Here is a 17,446-nt window from a genome sequence, read left to right as displayed (position 1 = left end):
CTAACCTTTAGAATCTTTCAGTAAGTCAAGGAGATATATACCATAGCTGTTTTTAGCCATAGTCTTACCAATAGCCTTAATCGCCTTATCAGTTAACCAAGCATTGCGCCACGCGATTTCCTCCAAACAAGCGATTTTAAACCCTTGACGTGTTTCAATGGTTTCAACAAATGAAGCGGCTTCTAATAGGCTTTCATAAGTGCCTGTATCTAACCAAGCAAAGCCACGTCCTAAAAGCTCTACGTTTAATTCCCCCATATCTAGATAAGCTTGATTAATACTAGTAATTTCTAATTCGCCGCGCGATGATGGCTTAACATTCCTTGCTATATTCACAACTCGATTATCGTAAAAATATAAGCCTGTCACTGCAAAATTAGATTTGGGTTTTATGGGTTTTTCTTCAATACTAATGGCCTTTTGATTTTGATCAAATTCAACCACACCAAAACGCTCAGGATCTTTCACTTGATAACCAAATACTGTTGCTCCAGTTGATCTTGCAGCAGCTTTTTTAAGTATGGGTGAAAAACCTTGCCCCCAAAAAATATTATCCCCAAGGGCTAAACACACACTATCGCTGCCAATAAACTCTTCACCAATAATAAATGCTTGTGCTAAACCATCAGGGCTTTGCTGCACGACATATTGCAGATTTATGCCAAAATCACTGCCATCACCAAGTAGACGTTGAAATGAAGATTGGTCCTCAGGCGTAGTGATAATTAAAATATCCCGTATCCCTGCCAGCATTAGTACAGAAATGGGATAATAAATCATGGGTTTATCGTAGACAGGTAATAGCTGTTTCGAAACTCCTTTAGTAATCGGGTACAAACGAGTACCAGAACCGCCAGCGAGAATAATTCCTTTCATAGTAAAATCAGTTCCTAGATAAAGAGATCCTAGGTTTAAAGAAAAACTAGGACATAAAACAAAATAATAAAAGAGATTAAATGCCTAAACGCTCTCGCTGGTAGCTACCATCTTGGACATGCTGACACCACTCTTGATTCGCTAAATACCATTCAATGGTTTTACGAAGGCCTGTTTCGAAGGTTTCTTCTGGTTGCCAATTAAGCTCATTACTCATTTTCGAAGCATCTATGGCATAGCGGCGATCATGGCCGGGTCTGTCGGTGACATAAGTTATTTGCTCAGAGTAAGGAGTATCTTTAGGCATTAGGACATCTAAAATACTGCAGATGGCCTGTACCACTTCAAAATTCTGCTTTTCGTTATGACCGCCAATATTATAGGTTTCACCAACTTTACCACTTGTAACAACTTTATAGAGTGCACGAGCATGATCTTCTACGAAAAGCCAATCACGGATCTGATCACCTTTGCCGTAAATAGGCAATGGCTTGCCTTCGAGTGCATTAAGGATCACTAGCGGGATCAGCTTTTCAGGGAAATGATAAGGACCATAGTTGTTTGAGCAATTAGTCACTATGGTAGGTAAGCCATAGGTACGCAGCCATGCACGAACTAAGTGATCACTTGATGCTTTAGAAGCTGAATACGGACTACTAGGAGCATAAGGCGTTGCTTCAGTGAATAACGGTAATTCTTTATTCGCTGAAGGCCCTGTAGCATCTTCAATATCATCAGGATGCGGTAAATCGCCATATACTTCATCAGTGGAAATATGATGGAAGCGAAAAGCATTCTTTGCTTGTTCAGATAAACCACTCCAATATGCCCGAGCCGCTTCAAGCAGAGTAAAAGTACCAACGATGTTGGTTTGAATAAAATCTGATGGACCTTTAATTGAACGGTCTACATGAGACTCTGCCGCTAAATGCATTACTGTATCGGGTTGATGCTGTGCAAATACTCTATCGAGTTCTGCTCGATCGCAAATATCCACTTGCTCAAAAGTGTATCGTTGATCTTTTTCAACACTAATTAGTGATTCAAGATTACCTGCATAAGTTAACTTATCAACATTAATCACGCAATCTTGAGTATTATTGATGATATGACGAACGACTGCTGAGCCGATAAAACCGGCACCACCTGTAACCAGAATTTTCACTAAAAATACCTCGATAAAATATAAAATGTAGCGCTTGCGAAAGTTAGAAAGCGGATGACGGAACGCTTCGTGTCTAGAGCGGGCTACGCCCAGCTAGAAAAAGCAAAGCGTCACTTCGTTCCTTTTAGAGTCTAGATTCTAGAGCAGCGCTTTTTACTGCGTTCTATGCGTCTTTTCTTACAAAATGCCTAACCAACACAAACATCACACCAAACATACCGCCTAAGAGAGTACCTAATAAGCAAATTAATGCGCGTTTAGGTTTTGCCTTTTCTTCTGGCGCTAAGGCTGGGTCAATAGTCTTAAACACATATTCATCGCGGACCTCGGCAAACATAATGGTCTTAGCTTGTTCTTCCACCAACTTATAAAGAATTGCTTTAATATCGGCGACATTAGTTAGTGCAATTTGTCTATTTAAAAACTCACTGCTGCGATTAGCCTCGGCAACATCACGCTCTTTCATGACTTTATTAATATCTTCAATTAACCAAGTAACCCATTGTTTTGCAACGTTTGGAGATACATGCTCAACCGCTAGCGTCACCATTCCAGTTTCTTTATCCGTATTAATAGCTAATATTTTGCTGAAAACTTTATAGGCTTCCTGCATTGAGGGTTCAGGTCTAAGTGGAGGGTTAACTTCGCGTACCCAATGATTTGATTTCTCATCATAAAGATCCGCATCGTATACGATTACATCTAAATCTCGATCCCACTTTTTTGCTGCCATTAAATCAGCAAGAATATTATGCTTCTGAATGAAATCACTGGTAAATTGACGGGATTTTAATACCTCAATGGCAAGCTGGGTTTTATCTGTGCCACCCTTAGCACCTAAATTAACACCAGCAAGACTGGCTAAGCCGCCAAATTGAGAGGCTAAGGCACTTAACCCACCACCTTGCTCTTCTGCTGCAGGGGCCAGTAATGCCTCAGACTTATAGATATTGGGTTGCATTATCGCAAACACCAGCGAACCAATGGCGAATACAGCCGTAATGGCAATGATTAACCATTTGCCTTGCCATATAACCGAAAAAAGCTCGCGAAGATCAATTTCGTCATCGTTTGTAGTTTGAGGGAATTGCGCATCGGTTTTATATGTATTTGGATTTTGAGTAATTTGTGTGTTCATTAGTTCTTCAGATTCTAGATTCTAGTACGCGGCGAGAGCGCTGCGCTTCTATAAGGGCAAAAGCTAAAAGCAGAGCGGGCTACGCTCTGCTAGATTCTAGCGCCTAGAGCCCTGAGATTACAGACACTGCAACAGCAGTATTGTAGATAATGCCAGTGACTTGACTCCAAAGCGTTAAGTTGTCTTTATATTCAGTATCTAATGGTACAACTATGGTATCGCCTGGTTCCATGGCACTACCACCACTAAACCACATCGAAGATTCGGGCATTTGAACTGAGCCATCAGCCCTTAAAATATATGAGCGTGATTCATCGGCACGTTTACGTGCGCCACCGGATAATGCTAAATATTGGTCGAATGTTAAACCTTGTTTATATCTATGTGTGCTTGGGTGCTGTACTTGGCCCATGACTGACACGGTTTGATTAGTCGCAGGGATATACAACGCATCCTCATCTTCAAGCATAAGGTTGGCACTATCGATACCCAGCTGGATTGCATTGATATCAACAACTAATCGACCGACAGTTTTAACATTTTCAAGCTGATTTAACATCAGCTGCGCATCGTTATAACCAATGGTTGGTGTATCTTTTGTCAATGCTTTAGCGGCGATTTCACGACGTAATTCATCAGCAAGTTTTGATAACTCAAGCTGCTCTTTATCTTTTACTGACTTACGTAAAAATACAGCACTGCGAGGAGCTGCATCGCTCGTCAAACCACCTGCGCGAGATATCACATCTTTCAAGCTTTCGCTACGCTGAATACTGTAAGTACCGGGAAACTTAACTTCACCCTTGATAGTTACCCAGCGAGTCTCCTGCCAATCAGGAAGCGTGCGAACAGTTAGGATGTCACGGCTTTGTAGTATAACGTTTGCAGTTGGTACATTTTGCATGACCTGATCTAAGCTCAGCTGCATATGTTCAACCGATACACCGTTTTGCTCAGAAACATTTTGACGAGTCAATTCAGCCGAAAGTGTATAGGCACCTTCTTCTAAACCACCAGCCGCAATGAGTAATTCTTTAACATCGCCATTAATAGTAATGGGGTATTGCCCAGGAAAACGCACATTTCCATTGATGCTGACTAACTTAGCGGCATCGCCGAAACGACTCTGCTCTCTCAGTTTTTTAACTATAGGTTTTAATAACTCTTCACGGTCTGCGTAATCAAAAACAATGATTGAATCACGCGGATTTAGCTTAGGATTATAATGTGATTTAGGTTCTGCTATCGCTCGTCCAAGCGCAATACGCTCAACTTGAATATCACCGCGTTGATTTATTTCACGGACAAGTAAAGAATAATCCAAATCAGCGGATATGGTTAGATCCCCCCAAACTGAAGGAAGTAAATCGGCAACAGTTAAACCTTTCGTCCATTGATATTTGCCAGGACGAACAACTGCGCCTGCCAGAGTAATCGCATTATCAATACGGCTAGAGGCAGATCTTACATTTAAGAGGTCGCCATTTTTGACTAACGTGTTTAGGCCTAAATTTTCTGTTAAATCAACACTTACTACAGTTTTAACTGATTCATTACTATAACGTTCAACTGTACTTGCTTTTGGATATGCACCCGGATTTAGACCACTGGCCATGCGAATAACATCAGCCATGGTTTCATTATTTTTAAGTTCATATATAGCAGGACGACGAACTTCACCAATCACGCTAACTGAACCACCTGATGATGGAATAAAAACCACATCACCTGATTGCAAGCGAATATCACCTGATGCATCACCACGCAGAAGTAAATCATAGAGATCTAGGCGACCTACGGTTTTACCTGCTCGTTTAATTTGTATGTCACGCAAACTACCAATTTGATTCACACCACCGGAAATAAATAATGCTTGAGTGATCGTCGATAAACTAGAAACAGTGTAGGAGCCTGGTTGAAAAGCATCACCAGCAACAAAGATACGAATTGACCGTAATTCGCCCATTGTGATATTTGACTCAATGCCAATCATACTTTGGCTAATTTTTTGCTGTAACAATTCGCGTACTTCAGAAAAACTCAAACCAACAAGCGATATTGGCCCTAAACCCGGAAATTGAATTGCTCCATCACGACCAACGGTTAGCGTGTACTGGTTATTCTCTTTACCAAACAACTGAACATTTAAGCTATCACCGGGACCAATCATGTACTCAGCAGGCACTGGCACATCGCTAACTGGTGCAAAAGTGCTTGGCGAACCCGCAAAGAGATCGTAACCAAAACGCTTTAGTTGATTTTCTTTTTTGTCTTCAATAGCTTCAACCTTTGCCTCTGACTTCGTCGCCTGGTTTAGCTGGTCACTTTCAGATTGGTCAACTACGTCATTATTGGCAGCACGTGGAGTCACCACAGTTGGATTTTCAACTACTGTTTGAGCAGCTGAACCACCAGTGATCATCGAAGGGTCAACGCCATATTGACGTGCTAGCCTTTCTTGTTCTGACTTAGGTAAAGCTTTGAACTGCTCGATCATCTGTGGAGATGGCGTAATGGCATTAGCCTGCGCGCCCATCAAAATCGCGGCACTTATGCCTAGTATGATGAATTTTTTGACTTGTTGTAGCACCAGATATCTCCGTTTATAAAAATGAGTCAAAGCTTATTATTGGATTTTTAGAGGTAAAACCTGAGTTTCACATTCAAACACTCGGCAATCAAACGCCATTTAGAGTGTACAAAAAACTAACGATTCTTTGGGGTAAATGTTGGATTGTTTACATCATCAAGCAACTACGGTTAATCGTATCATGGCTGAATAAAGGTAAAATTGGACATATTAATGGCTATTGAGGCTCCCTGCATTACCCATTTAATGAAGTTAATGAAGAAACTGTTTTTCGATAAATATATCCCTATATACCTGCCAGTTCGGTATCCGTACCTCTCGTTCGAGGGATCAACCTGCGGTTTCTCACCTTTCAGACACGCTACCGATCCGCGTGGCGGCCCGAGGCCTTCGGCGTCCGCTTAACGAATGAAACTTTTCATTCGATGCCTTTCAGACACGCTACCGCCCATAGATTGCGGCTTCTATATTGCCCTTCGCGACGCGAAAACTCATATTTTTCATGTAATAAAACCTCATCATTCTTTATAGAAAGAATTACAAGGCTCCAATCCATTTGAATTTCTAGCGAGTGATATCACCACTCTTGTGGGAAAAACACGCCAAATTATTAATTAGAACAAGACTATCGCAGCCTAAACCCAATAGTCACCTAAACGTTAATGCAGGCCTTAAGCAGCTAAGTTTGCGCATCAACTAAAGATTCATTTTTAACAACATACCAATGACGTTAAGAAGAATAAACGACAATCTTAAAGTCTGGTTACATAAGTTTACTTCAAACCCGAAAGCTTGACTGGTTAATTAACAAGCAATTGCAAGTCTATGTTTCAAATTTTAGAGATAAATTAAAATCTTAATGATTTGAATTTTGTAAAAATCCATAAAAACCTTATTATTTAATAACTTAACAAAACGTTATCCATCTCTGGCAAAAAGCCTTAATAATAAGAATAGTCAATTTCCTACAAATATTTCATCTTAATTCTTACAATGAAACTTGTGTCAATTAGTTAACTACAAACTCTTTCAACCGTTTGCTCAGGTACAGTAACCGTCTTTATCTGCCCCATAATGTTAAAAAGAACATGGCAACGTTTATTTGGGCATTTTTCTTGAAAAATGCCTTCGAGATCAACAAAGGGCCCATCTGTAAAACGAATTTTTTCCCCCGTTTTTAGCTCTAATTCTTCGGCTAATACTGTTTGGGAAGGCGTTAGTTCTTTCATGCGAATGGCATGGATAATTCTGTCGTCAATGGGCGTCATTTTCTCTTGACAATTAACGATTCGATTCACACCACGAGTAGAATGGACCTGCCTGACACTTGTCTGGCTTGGGTCAAAATTGATGAATAAATAATTTGGAAATAGTGGTACACGACAAACTTGTTTGCGCCCGCGCTGAGATTTCTCTTCAGAGACCATAGGCAAATACGTCTCTAAATTTTGAAGTGCTAAGTTTTGTTGTGCTCTCGCTTCACTACGAGGTTTACAATACAAAAGGTACCATGCCTTCATAAGCTAATCTCACTACCCTATAAATAAGTGATGTCCATTCACGGGTCGCAATCATAGCAAAGATGCTCAAGTCGGTGGAAGTAATTTTTCGACTATTCCAGTCTCTCGCTCGGTATGCATACAATGACGCTCACATTAACTAATTCATAATTAAAATCACAACACTATACTGCTGATAATGTCACCACTTAGCTTACCAAAATTGACTTTGGTTGCTTTTAAGGGGTATATAAGGTGGGATTTTAGCGAAAAGACTCATTTTACTGCTAAACACATTACTTTTATTATAAGAACGTAACAATAACCCATACGTAACTAGCGGTTATTCAACAATTAATGAATGCTATAGCGGGAATTAATGGTTGATTAAACCTGCAGGCGATATTGGGACGAGCAACAACCATTTTTCTGTGGTGACATCATCCTGTTTCAGGGGCCCACAGGCAATCACGAGCTTAAGGTGGAAGACTTCATGAGCGTAGCAAAACCACAAGGAACGATGCTTGGGCATCCCAAGGGATTGTTCCTGCTGTTTACAACAGAACTTTGGGAACGATTTAGTTATTATGCAATGCGTGCCATTTTGGTACTGTATTTAGTTGATCAGGTGGGTAAACAAGGCGGTGGCGGCTTAGGATTTAGCCAAGCTGACGCTTTATCCTTGTATGGTACTTTTACTGCGTTAGTGTATTTAACGCCGCTGATTGGTGGTTGGTTAGCTGATAATTTTCTGGGTCAGCGCAAAGCCATTTATTTTGGTGGTGCGTTAATGGCAGCTGGCCAATTTATGCTAGCTGCGCCTCATGCTTGGTTTCCTGGTATTGAAACGACCATTTTTTATATCGGTCTAGGTACACTCATTCTGGGTAATGGTTTGTTTAAGCCGAACATTTCCACTATGGTGGGCGATCTCTACGAGGAAGGTGATCACCGTCGCGATGGTGCATTTACTATTTTCTATATGGGAATCAATTTAGGTGCGGCATTATCCGGCTTTATTGTTGCTTGGGCTTATACTAGCTTTGGCCACACTGAAATGGTTAATGGCCAAGAGGTTTTTGTTAATAACTGGCAGGCAGGTTTCTTCTGTGCTGGTATTGGGATGCTGCTGTCGCTGGTGATTCAATTTTTATTTGCTCAAAAACTGTTAGGTAACATTGGTACCGTGCCAGCGGCCAAGCTAGAACGTGAACGCCAGGCTAAGCTAGGCAATACCCGTAAAGAACCACTTACTAAAATTGAGCGTGATCGTCTCAAGGTAATTATGGTACTGGGTTTGTTCACTATTATTTTCTGGGCGGGTTTTGAACAAGCGGGCGGGTTAATGAACTTATTTACCAATGAGTTTACTGACCGTTACATAGGTACTTGGGAAGTGCCAACGACTTATTTCCAATCGCTAAATGCTATTTTTATTGTGTTATTTGCCCCTGTAATTGCTTCTATCTGGATCCGTTTAGGTAAAAATGAACCTAATTCGCCAGTAAAATTTGCCTTAGGTTTGTTCTTATTGGCGATTGGCTTCTTGTTCATGATTGGCGCTGTGGTTGAGATGGGTAGCGATCCTACTGCTAAATCAAGCATGTGGTGGTTAGTGGGTGCTTATTTCTTCCATACTATGGGTGAATTATGTTTGTCACCTATTGGCTTGTCTATGGTGACTAAGCTTGCTCCACTGCGTATTGCCTCTTTGATGATGGGCGCTTGGTTCCTGTTTATTGCGATGGCGAACAAGGTTGCAGGAGTCGTAGGCTCTTTGATTGGTCACGGTGGTGGCAAAGAGGAACAACTTGCTAATGCTATGTCAATTTTTGCCGGTATTGCGATTACAGCGGCTCTGTCTGGCGTGATCCTGTATTTTATGGCTGACAAATTAGTCGATTGGATGCATGGCGCAGAAACCAAACATCACACTGAAGCTGAAGCCTTAGAAAGCGAAATTGCAGTGACGGCTGAACATGAAGCGATAAAACGTTAATTATCCTGTTCAACTGTTTTTGACTGTTAAAACAAAACGCCTTACTCGCAAGAGTAAGGCGTTTTTGTTAAGTCAGCTATTCGGTTATATACTCAATTTCGCCAAAGCGTCAAAAAAACTAAAGGCTTAACTGTAGAAAACCACCTGCGGGTAGCGTTGCATCATAGACTAAGCCCTTAAACTTGTTATCAAGTAAAGCTTGTTTATGCTCAGGCTCACTTGTCGCAATACACAACTGTTCTTGCGGTAAAATACTGCGGAACTGAATGCTCGGTTTACCCCAATCCAACACGCCAAGCTGCAGGCTCTCAGACAGTGCTAACGGGCTTAATCCCTCTTCATTACGCAGATAACAACGCAACCCCTTACCCGCCTGTGCAATAGCAGCACGGTACTTAGTTAGCTCAATAGCAACGTAAATCATATCGGCTTTAATATCGAGACCAGATTTCACTAAACGCTCGTTCAAATAGCTCATCATGTTAAAGGGTTCAATAATGCTCTGACTCTGACCATTTCTAAAATCTTTAAGCTTCTGATTAACAAAACTTCTAAGCAAAACGCAGGCAAACGCAGCTCGATTATCCTCTGGGTACAAATGGGCCATGTACATAATCAGGTGATCACTACCAACCATAGTTGAATCAATGAAATAACTGCTTATATCGCTATTTTTATAAAGGCTATAGTCAACCTTGGCTGCCGGATAACTAATATTTGAAGCGGGAAAGAGCTGTTGCTGAACTTGTTTTGCCGCAGCAACACTCTGCTCAAGCAATGCTAGATTATCACTTAATTCTTGGTGGGATAGCGCATCAAAATCTGCGGCTTGAGTATCATCAATGTAGGAACTATGAAGGCTTTGTTTAATGGCTTGTTCAATAATAAATAAATCAGATACTGGCTTAACGAGATAATCACTTGCGCCAATGCGTAAGGCTTCTACGACGTCAGCCATGACATTATTACCCGAGATCACGATAGAAGGCACTAAAGGTGCTAACCTTGTCATTTCCTTAAGCATATCGAGCCCACCGAGCTTAGGCATACTCAAGTCTGCAAGGACAATATCGAAGCGCTGCGATTTAAAAACTGACAATCCTTGTTCACCATCACAGGCTTGTGTGACTTGCGCGCCTCTGCTATCGAGAAAGCTTGCAACAATCTGTCTAAACACGGGGTCATCTTCAACTAAAAGAACCGCAACACCATTTAACGCCATAAAGGTTCCCGAATAAAGTTCATCGCATAGCCATTACTCAAGTGAATATGCCAATAACAAAATTTAACAAGGCTAGCATTTGATGACTAAAGACAAATGCTGTCAAGTACGGCCAATAGGGTTACTCAAGCTCCTGCATATACTGATCGAGCAACTCATCATCATCATCTTGCTTTTGAGGGACATTACCATCATAGACTTTATAGTCCATGTGCTGTAAATATGCATCTTTGACAAAGGCATAAGGATCGAGTGCATTATCAACAAGTCGCTCTTGATCGATTGCTGATGCTCTAGAATGAAGGTTTTTAAGTCCCCATTTAACAATGGATTGCCACATTGTTAACTCAGACAATGGGAAGTATAGACCATCAACCCAATCAGACGCGAGTTCTCGCACAACATAAGGACCCGCAAATGGCGCCATGAAGTAAGGTCCATTAGGCACCCCATAATAACCCAGCACTTCATTAAACTCATCTTGCTTGCGGCTCATACCCATCATGTCAGCAACATCAATGACACCTAATAAGCCGACAGTAGAATTGATTGTAAAGCGTCCACCGGCATTAGCTGCCCAGCCCCACTTACCCTGCAGCACATTGTTTACTAAGCTGCTAGGTTCCTCTAAATTCTGTACAAAGTTATTGATACCTGTTTTAGCAGGCGTAGGAATATAATCGTTATAACCATGGGCTACAGGACGATATAAATATCTATCTAGGTAGAGATAGTTGAAGTCCCACATAGCTCGGTTAAAGCCTTCGAACGGATCGCGGGGATCATCATAGGTAATTTGTACCTTAGCAGGTGTTTCCTGCTGAATGGTATCTGATAGGGATACTTCAGCCGATTGCACTTCAGGCAACAGCATTAACCCCAAAGATAATCCCATCCATTTTAACTTCATATCGCTCTCTTAATATAAATGTACAGTTTAGACATCAAATTTTCGCTAAAGTGACAATACAAAAATGACGATATAAAGATAATTCGTCTTAGTGGCATACTATCCAGTATGACAGTTCCTTTGTCACAAGGCGCATAAGCATACTTGGCAAAAAAAATTGGTCAATTGTTAATTTTACTAAACGAATGTATCGCAGGATAAACTATATAAGGTCATTAAATGGAGTCGATTCCACTTGTCAGCAGTCAAAATTCGCAGTTACACACTGCGATGGCCCACACTTATGCCCTCAATGCTACTCCACGCCCCATTCCAGCTCAGGTACAAACATCACCTGAGGGAGATAGTATTATTCTAAACGGTACAGAATATAATTTAAAGCTAGTTAATGCTCAACAGCGGCAAATATTGTTGACTGCTAATAGCTTTTTAGTCACGCCCAATGCGCAGAACAGCTCAACTCCAACTACGATAGTGCAAAACTCCACTAGCCAACTGCTTGCCTTAGCTACACCTCTCGTACTGAAAATTCCTGAGGCAGTGATCAATCTGGCACAACAAAATGGCATATCTCAGACGCAGCTTTCAGCGCTCGCGGCTCGCACACAGGGCTATCCATTACCCAACGTCACTATAGTTAACAAGGAGTTTCAATTTGCTAATGGTACCGTTGTAGCACAAGATCCTGGACCCCAGCTGAATCAAGGTGAATTCATCGCGAAAATAGCCTTTCAACAAGGGCGCCCTATTTTATTACTCACCCCAATACAGAGCAAACTCGAAATCATAATTGGGGCGCCAGTAAATGAAACTCAGGTTCCCACAAATAAACCATCTTCTGATCTTGTGATCGCGAAAATTGAACCAGCCCAGATCATTGCCTCCTTTCTAAAAAAACTCGAAAATATCAACTTTCTGCCTGAGCCCACAAAACAAATGGTCACGGCCAAAGTCGATATAATGCAGCTTCAAAGTAAAGTAGATGTTCCATCAGCGCCTACTGCGACTGGCTCACAGAATATCTCTAACGCGCAAGTCATAACGCCAACAACTAAAGACTTAGGTCAGATCAGCACTCAAAACTCAGCCCTTGAAAATCGGCTTGTGGGTCAATCACCGGCATCACAAATGGGTGAAAACGTAAATAGCAAAAACGGGTTATCTCAAGGCTCAAAAACGTCACAAGAAATCCTAAGTGTGAGTCCTACAGACATAAACAAACTTAAGAATATTTTAGGATCCAGTAGCCAAAAGAGTGAACAACAAGGCAATGATGCTAAGACTGACACTTCGGTAAAAGTGGCTGATGTCTTACAAAAAGCGTTCAATAAAGCGGGGGCACTTCCTATTGAGCTATCTCGTTCTAATAGCAGCTCGAATTTAGCATCTGAGTTATTGAAACACCTACCGCATTTAGGGCTACCACCACTGAGCCAATTGAATGATATCGATGAACTCAAAGCCAATATTCTCGGTCTAGCGAGTCTAAATCTTGCTACGCCTCAATCAAATCAAGCCTCTATGCTCATGAATGGGAGTGCAATTACCTCACTTTTTCAGCTGCTACTTGGCTTTAAAGCCAATAACAATTCGAATTCCGTTAGCAAAAAGCTTGCCGACTACCTTGAGCAGTTACAAGCTAAAGTGGGCTTCTCCACTAAACTTCTTGGGCAACTGAGCAAAGCAGGAGGCCTTGATAGCATGGGACTATTAGCCTCTAACCTGCATTTATACCAACAGGCAAGTAATGAGAGCGCTGGCAATTTGGTGTGGTTCTTCGCCCTGCCCTATGGCATTAACCAACGACAGGAGCAACTGGAAGGGAAATTTGAGCAAGAAGCCGATCCTGATGACCCAGATAAAAAAATTGGATGGCGTTTACAACTGAAGTTTAATCTAGCACAAGGACCTCTGCTGATTTCAGCCCAAAACCACAATCAACAATTAGATATCCAGTTTAAAGGCAATAGTCAGATACTACTTAATAAGGTTAATAACTTTTTAACGCCCTTAAGCCAAAAACTATCACAACTGGGTTTTACGCCTGGAGAACTATCAACTCAAATAGCGCAAGTACCAGCAACCTTATTACCTGGTGATCATTTCCTCGTAAAGACAAAAGCTTAATGAGTGATAATGTTCCAACACTAATATTGAGTTCATTATACAAAACATTGGAAATAACGATATGAATGAAGAGAGTGAACCTAAACAAGCTGTCGCACTGAGCTACGATGGCCGTAACGCTCCTAAAATAGTCGCGACTGGTGAAGGGCTTATCGCAGAAGAAATTATTGCCTTAGCTAAGGCTAACGGCGTTTATATCCATCAAGATCCCCATCTGAGCCATTTTTTGCAATTGCTAGAGTTAGGAGAGGAAATTCCCAAGGAGCTTTACCTGCTTATCGCCGAACTGATTGCATTTGTGTATATGCTCGACGGTAAATTTCCTGAGCAATGGAATAATATGCATAAAAAAATTGTCGAGAAGGCATAAAATAAAAAAGCTAATTCAGAAAAATTAGCTTTTAGTGTTCAATTGGCTACCGATTACTTACGATGCAGACGGATCAACAGCTCGGCTTCAGCTTTAGGTAATTCGCATTCCTTAATCAATTCGTCGACGCCAGCACCAAGCGCGACCATCTTCATGGCTCGAGTATAAAGTTTTGCCTGTGGATCCTGTTGAGTCGTCTCTTCAATTCGTTCAGACTGTTGCAATATGCGTTTCTCTAATTCAATAACACGACGGCCTACACCGATTGTGCCACTGCGTAATTCTTGCAATTCGCGTTTAAAAGACTCTCGCTGCCGATCGCCCTCTTTAACTAACACAGTCAATGCCTCAACTTTGCTTCTTAATTTACTCAATTGCTTTTGTAAAAAGAGTACTAACCCTAAGCATGCAATGACATAGACTAACGCTGCGATCAAAAATTCATCGCCCATCAAAAATCCTTATACTCACTCAAAGCCATAGATTAGGAGTTGGCTTACAATTAAGTTATCTATTCCAAAGTGCTCACTTAACGTCACCAATATAATTGGCCATTGTTCAAGCTATGATAAAAAGACTTCGTCTATCCATAAATCGTAAATACTCAACATCATCGATTTATTCGCAAATAAACAAAATGGCTGAATGAATTCTAATCATTCAGCCTTATCACACTCATTGATTAGATCTGAGTCAACTCAGCCCATTCTTCATCGGACAATAATTTGTCGAGATCAACTAAGATAAGTAATTCATTGTCGCGATTGCTCACGCCTTGAATAAACTTAGCACTCTCTTCCGTTCCAACATTTGGCGCATTGTCAATTTCAGAGCGGCGCAAATAAACTACTTCTGCAACACTATCAACTAAAATACCAATAACCTGCTTTTCAGCTTCGATGATAACGATTCGAGTTGAATCATCAACTTCAGCAGACTGCAATCCAAAACGTGAGCGGGTATCAATTACAGTGACGACATTACCACGTAAGTTAATGATCCCTAGTACATAATAGGGAGCACCTGGTACAGGAGCAATTTCAGTATAACGCAGCACTTCCTGCACTTGCATTACGTTGATACCGTAAGTTTCATGGTCCAACTTAAAGGTAACCCATTGTAATACTGCATCATCTTTACTTGCAGCGACTGCTGCTACATTTCTTGTATCTTTCATGTTTACCTCAACCAATTGAGTCCTGACAACCTAAACCCGCATTAAGCATTTCAACTAAGGCTTGTACGTGCAAAATGCCACACATCTGTTCTTTCACTACACCTGCTAACCAAGGACGTTTACCCGCTTGACTACGCCAGTTGACTTGCGATTTATTAATTTTTACCGCATTGACCAAGGACTCACAAGTCAATCCCCAGTTACTGCCTTCTAATAATACAAGATATTGATAATTTACTGATTGCGCCAGTTTATCTGTGTATTTTTCTGGCATAACCCACGCACAAGTATCAACAATGTTCAATTGCTCCTCCCTATGCGTCTGTACACCAAGAAACCATGCGGGTCGACCAAAGATGTGGTTTATCCGCTCAACTTTTACTATTCCGCCTAAACTCACCAAAGGCACAGCCAATGTCAGCCCTGCTACTTTAAAGAATAGTACCTGAAACTCATCATCGAGCACTTCTTGCAAATCTTTTGTCACACTAGGAGGCGTAATGCCGACTTGTGTTTCTGGCACAACCACTGGCTCAACGATTTCATCAGCAACGGTTTCATTAACAACAGGCTGAGCTTTTGGTACTTCCACCACAACAGGTTGAACATCAATAGGTGGCGCTATCTCTACTGAAGGTGGTATCGGTTCTAACCTTGCAGTCTTTAGTACTGGCGCTAATAATTTCTCTAACGCTTGCTTATTCACTTGAGCTACAACCTGGCTTACCGGAGCAACAAACTCATGCTGTCTTGGCGCCGCTTTTGGCTGCAACTGCGCAATAGGCGTTATGGCCTTCTCTACATTCTGCGGTGCGGCAGTGCGACCATTTTCAGCCAAAATTGCCGCATCGAGCAATGCTGCCTCCGTTTGATTAACGGCAACATTTTGATTTGAGTCTGCTTTTACAATGCTTTGAGGGGAAACAATCTGGTTTGGACTGTCGTCTTCCTGCAGCAATAATGCGAAAAAATCAAAAACAGTTTCATCAACCGATTTTGACATGGCCAAACTCCCCAACTAATAAGAAATCTAATAATCTTTCATAGGCTTTAACGCCGCGGCAACCACTCGCATAATGCGATGCAGGTAAATGTGCCAAACTGGCATCTCTAAACTTAGTGTCTACTGGAATAACGTCTTTCCACAAAGTATCACTGTATTCGGCACCAAGAACTTGCAAAGCAGCAGGTGATGCTTTGGTGCGTTTATCATACATGGTAGGCACAACAGTGTAACTGTAGCGCGTCTTCTTAGATCGGCCCATTAACTCCATCGTTTTAATCATCCGCTCTAGCCCTTTAATGGCAAGAAACTCCGTCTGCACAGGAATAATGATATGCTGACTTGCCGCAAGCGCATTGACCATTAATACCCCTAGTACGGGTGGGCAATCAACGATAGCAACATCATAATCATCAGCAACCAGTGCTAATAAATTACGTAGTACTAATCCCATTCCTTCTTGATGACCTAAGGCTCTGTCTAAGGTAGCCAATGCCATAGTTGCAGGCAATAAATCCAAACCATCGACTAAGGTTGGCACAACATGGGATAAAACGAGTTCCTTAGAAAGGTTTTTATGGGCAAGAAAAACATCAAACAACGAGCCTGGAACCTCTTCAGAATCAATACCTAAGTAATAACCTAACGAAGCATGTGGATCGGTATCTATCATAAGAACACGCTTGCCACGCTTAGCTAATGTTCCCGCTAAACTCGCTACCGTCGTGGTTTTACCTACGCCACCTTTTTGATTCGCTATGGTCCAGACTTTCAAGAAGTGACCCCTATCTATACTGGTTAATACGCTAATGAACTAGAAAATTGTGAGTTCACAAATTCTAAAAATTACTGCTCTTTTCTGGTAGTGACTCGAATGCCGCCATTGGGCAAACTAATCACTTTGACACCATCGGCATTCTCAGATATCACCACGGGCAGCATCTCTGCATTTTGGGGGGCAATTGTCTGAGAAACAGCTTTAACCTCTTTTTCTGGCGCTTGAAGCTGTTTAGGAATAGAGGATTCCAGATTAGTTTTTTCCTTCGCCGTATCTATTTCAGTATCTGGTTTGCCCAGCAAAGGCGGAATGCTATTTTGTACCGGCTCAGGACCAATCGCTACAGCCTTCTGCTCACCAGGAGCCGCTAATTGCAACATTGCTTTAGTCTGATCGGGATGAGACGCTAACCAAGTTGCAATGGCTTCAGCCTGTTCGTCAGGTACCATTAACAGCACCTGAGTCGATTCCAAACGTTTTACATCCGCCTGCAGTAAACTATTCTTACGCTTGTAATCTAGGCTTAAGGCACCAAGAACCAAAATGGCGATGCCCATCAACAAGATGATGAGCACACTATTTGTGCTCATCG

Annotated in this window: 15 protein-coding genes; 3 read left to right on the top strand and 12 right to left on the bottom strand. The window is 41.6% G+C overall.

What is annotated here, in order from left to right; genetic code table 11:
- From rfbA to rfaH, 5 genes are all read right to left on the bottom strand, one after another.
- Entirely contained in the window at nucleotides 1–876 is an 876-nt protein-coding gene (gene rfbA / locus CKQ84_RS15625) for a glucose-1-phosphate thymidylyltransferase RfbA (protein WP_105251957.1), read from the bottom strand.
- Between the two features lie 76 nt (nucleotides 877–952).
- Complete coding sequence (gene rfbB / locus CKQ84_RS15620; protein WP_105251956.1) at nucleotides 953–2,041, bottom strand: dTDP-glucose 4,6-dehydratase; 1,089 nt, start codon at nucleotides 2,039–2,041, stop codon at nucleotides 953–955.
- Nucleotides 2,042–2,204: 163 nt separating this feature from the next.
- Entirely contained in the window at nucleotides 2,205–3,179 is a 975-nt protein-coding gene (locus tag CKQ84_RS15615; protein WP_105251955.1) for a Wzz/FepE/Etk N-terminal domain-containing protein, read from the bottom strand.
- Between the two features lie 103 nt (nucleotides 3,180–3,282).
- A complete protein-coding gene (locus CKQ84_RS15610; RefSeq protein WP_105251954.1) occupies nucleotides 3,283–5,769 on the bottom strand; it encodes an SLBB domain-containing protein in 2,487 nt (828 codons plus the stop codon).
- A 1,013-nt stretch (nucleotides 5,770–6,782) separates the two neighbouring features.
- Nucleotides 6,783–7,289, bottom strand: a complete 507-nt coding sequence (gene rfaH, locus CKQ84_RS15605) for a transcription/translation regulatory transformer protein RfaH (protein WP_105251953.1) — start codon at nucleotides 7,287–7,289, stop codon at nucleotides 6,783–6,785.
- A 472-nt stretch (nucleotides 7,290–7,761) separates the two neighbouring features.
- Between rfaH and CKQ84_RS15600 the strand changes: the two genes are divergently transcribed.
- Nucleotides 7,762–9,267, top strand: coding sequence for a peptide MFS transporter (locus CKQ84_RS15600; RefSeq protein ID WP_028761163.1), 1,506 nt, complete (start codon nucleotides 7,762–7,764; stop codon nucleotides 9,265–9,267).
- 118 nt (nucleotides 9,268–9,385) lie between these two features.
- Here CKQ84_RS15600 and CKQ84_RS15595 read toward each other — a convergent pair whose 3' ends face one another.
- Together CKQ84_RS15595 and CKQ84_RS15590 are read right to left on the bottom strand one after the other, a co-directional pair.
- Complete coding sequence (locus CKQ84_RS15595; RefSeq protein ID WP_105251952.1) at nucleotides 9,386–10,489, bottom strand: response regulator; 1,104 nt, start codon at nucleotides 10,487–10,489, stop codon at nucleotides 9,386–9,388.
- 121 nt (nucleotides 10,490–10,610) lie between these two features.
- Nucleotides 10,611–11,399, bottom strand: coding sequence for a VacJ family lipoprotein (locus CKQ84_RS15590; protein WP_105251951.1), 789 nt, complete (start codon nucleotides 11,397–11,399; stop codon nucleotides 10,611–10,613).
- A 219-nt stretch (nucleotides 11,400–11,618) separates the two neighbouring features.
- Between CKQ84_RS15590 and CKQ84_RS15585 the strand changes: the two genes are divergently transcribed.
- Together CKQ84_RS15585 and CKQ84_RS15580 are read left to right on the top strand one after the other, a co-directional pair.
- Nucleotides 11,619–13,526 (top strand): hypothetical protein, encoded by a 1,908-nt coding sequence (locus CKQ84_RS15585; RefSeq protein ID WP_105251950.1) that lies wholly within the window; start codon nucleotides 11,619–11,621, stop codon nucleotides 13,524–13,526.
- A gap of 61 nt (nucleotides 13,527–13,587) precedes the next feature.
- Complete coding sequence (locus CKQ84_RS15580) at nucleotides 13,588–13,896, top strand: EscU/YscU/HrcU family type III secretion system export apparatus switch protein (RefSeq protein ID WP_105251949.1); 309 nt, start codon at nucleotides 13,588–13,590, stop codon at nucleotides 13,894–13,896.
- 53 nt (nucleotides 13,897–13,949) lie between these two features.
- Here the strand turns inward: CKQ84_RS15580 and CKQ84_RS15575 are convergent, their stop codons facing one another.
- The 5 genes from CKQ84_RS15575 to CKQ84_RS15555 form a co-directional block, all read right to left on the bottom strand.
- Nucleotides 13,950–14,348 carry a DUF2802 domain-containing protein gene (locus CKQ84_RS15575; RefSeq protein ID WP_028761168.1) on the bottom strand — a complete coding sequence of 133 codons (399 nt, stop codon included), beginning with the start codon at nucleotides 14,346–14,348 and terminating at the stop codon, nucleotides 13,950–13,952.
- Nucleotides 14,349–14,578: 230 nt separating this feature from the next.
- Nucleotides 14,579–15,073, bottom strand: coding sequence for a chemotaxis protein CheW (locus CKQ84_RS15570; RefSeq protein ID WP_006082380.1), 495 nt, complete (start codon nucleotides 15,071–15,073; stop codon nucleotides 14,579–14,581).
- 7 nt (nucleotides 15,074–15,080) lie between these two features.
- Complete coding sequence (locus tag CKQ84_RS15565) at nucleotides 15,081–16,076, bottom strand: chemotaxis protein CheW (protein WP_105251948.1); 996 nt, start codon at nucleotides 16,074–16,076, stop codon at nucleotides 15,081–15,083.
- Nucleotides 16,060–16,851, bottom strand: a complete 792-nt coding sequence (locus CKQ84_RS15560; protein ID WP_028761170.1) for a ParA family protein — start codon at nucleotides 16,849–16,851, stop codon at nucleotides 16,060–16,062. Before CKQ84_RS15560 ends, CKQ84_RS15565 begins: the two co-directional genes overlap by 17 nt.
- 71 nt (nucleotides 16,852–16,922) lie before the next feature.
- Nucleotides 16,923–17,444, bottom strand: a complete 522-nt coding sequence (locus tag CKQ84_RS15555) for a membrane anchored protein in chemotaxis locus (RefSeq protein WP_105253086.1) — start codon at nucleotides 17,442–17,444, stop codon at nucleotides 16,923–16,925.
- Between the last annotated feature and the right edge of the window lie 2 nt (nucleotides 17,445–17,446).

The organism is Shewanella sp. WE21 (genome assembly GCF_002966515.1).
GTDB classification, from domain to species: domain Bacteria; phylum Pseudomonadota; class Gammaproteobacteria; order Enterobacterales; family Shewanellaceae; genus Shewanella; species Shewanella oncorhynchi.
The sequence above is the reverse complement of the archived record's forward strand: the minus strand, read 5'-3'. Positions and strand labels throughout refer to the sequence as shown.

Coding starts and splice junctions, on each gene's coding strand:
- CKQ84_RS15590 (WP_105251951.1), bottom strand. CDS start 11,399: ATGAAGTTAAAATGGATGGGATTATCTTTGGGGTTAATGCTGTTGCCT.
- CKQ84_RS15585 (WP_105251950.1), top strand. CDS start 11,619: ATGGAGTCGATTCCACTTGTCAGCAGTCAAAATTCGCAGTTACACACT.
- CKQ84_RS15580 (WP_105251949.1), top strand. CDS start 13,588: ATGAATGAAGAGAGTGAACCTAAACAAGCTGTCGCACTGAGCTACGAT.
- rfbA (WP_105251957.1), bottom strand. CDS start 876: ATGAAAGGAATTATTCTCGCTGGCGGTTCTGGTACTCGTTTGTACCCG.
- CKQ84_RS15600 (WP_028761163.1), top strand. CDS start 7,762: ATGAGCGTAGCAAAACCACAAGGAACGATGCTTGGGCATCCCAAGGGA.
- rfaH (WP_105251953.1), bottom strand. CDS start 7,289: ATGAAGGCATGGTACCTTTTGTATTGTAAACCTCGTAGTGAAGCGAGA.
- CKQ84_RS15565 (WP_105251948.1), bottom strand. CDS start 16,076: ATGTCAAAATCGGTTGATGAAACTGTTTTTGATTTTTTCGCATTATTG.
- CKQ84_RS15555 (WP_105253086.1), bottom strand. CDS start 17,444: ATGAGCACAAATAGTGTGCTCATCATCTTGTTGATGGGCATCGCCATT.
- CKQ84_RS15615 (WP_105251955.1), bottom strand. CDS start 3,179: ATGAACACACAAATTACTCAAAATCCAAATACATATAAAACCGATGCG.
- CKQ84_RS15575 (WP_028761168.1), bottom strand. CDS start 14,348: ATGGGCGATGAATTTTTGATCGCAGCGTTAGTCTATGTCATTGCATGC.
- CKQ84_RS15570 (WP_006082380.1), bottom strand. CDS start 15,073: ATGAAAGATACAAGAAATGTAGCAGCAGTCGCTGCAAGTAAAGATGAT.
- CKQ84_RS15595 (WP_105251952.1), bottom strand. CDS start 10,489: ATGGCGTTAAATGGTGTTGCGGTTCTTTTAGTTGAAGATGACCCCGTG.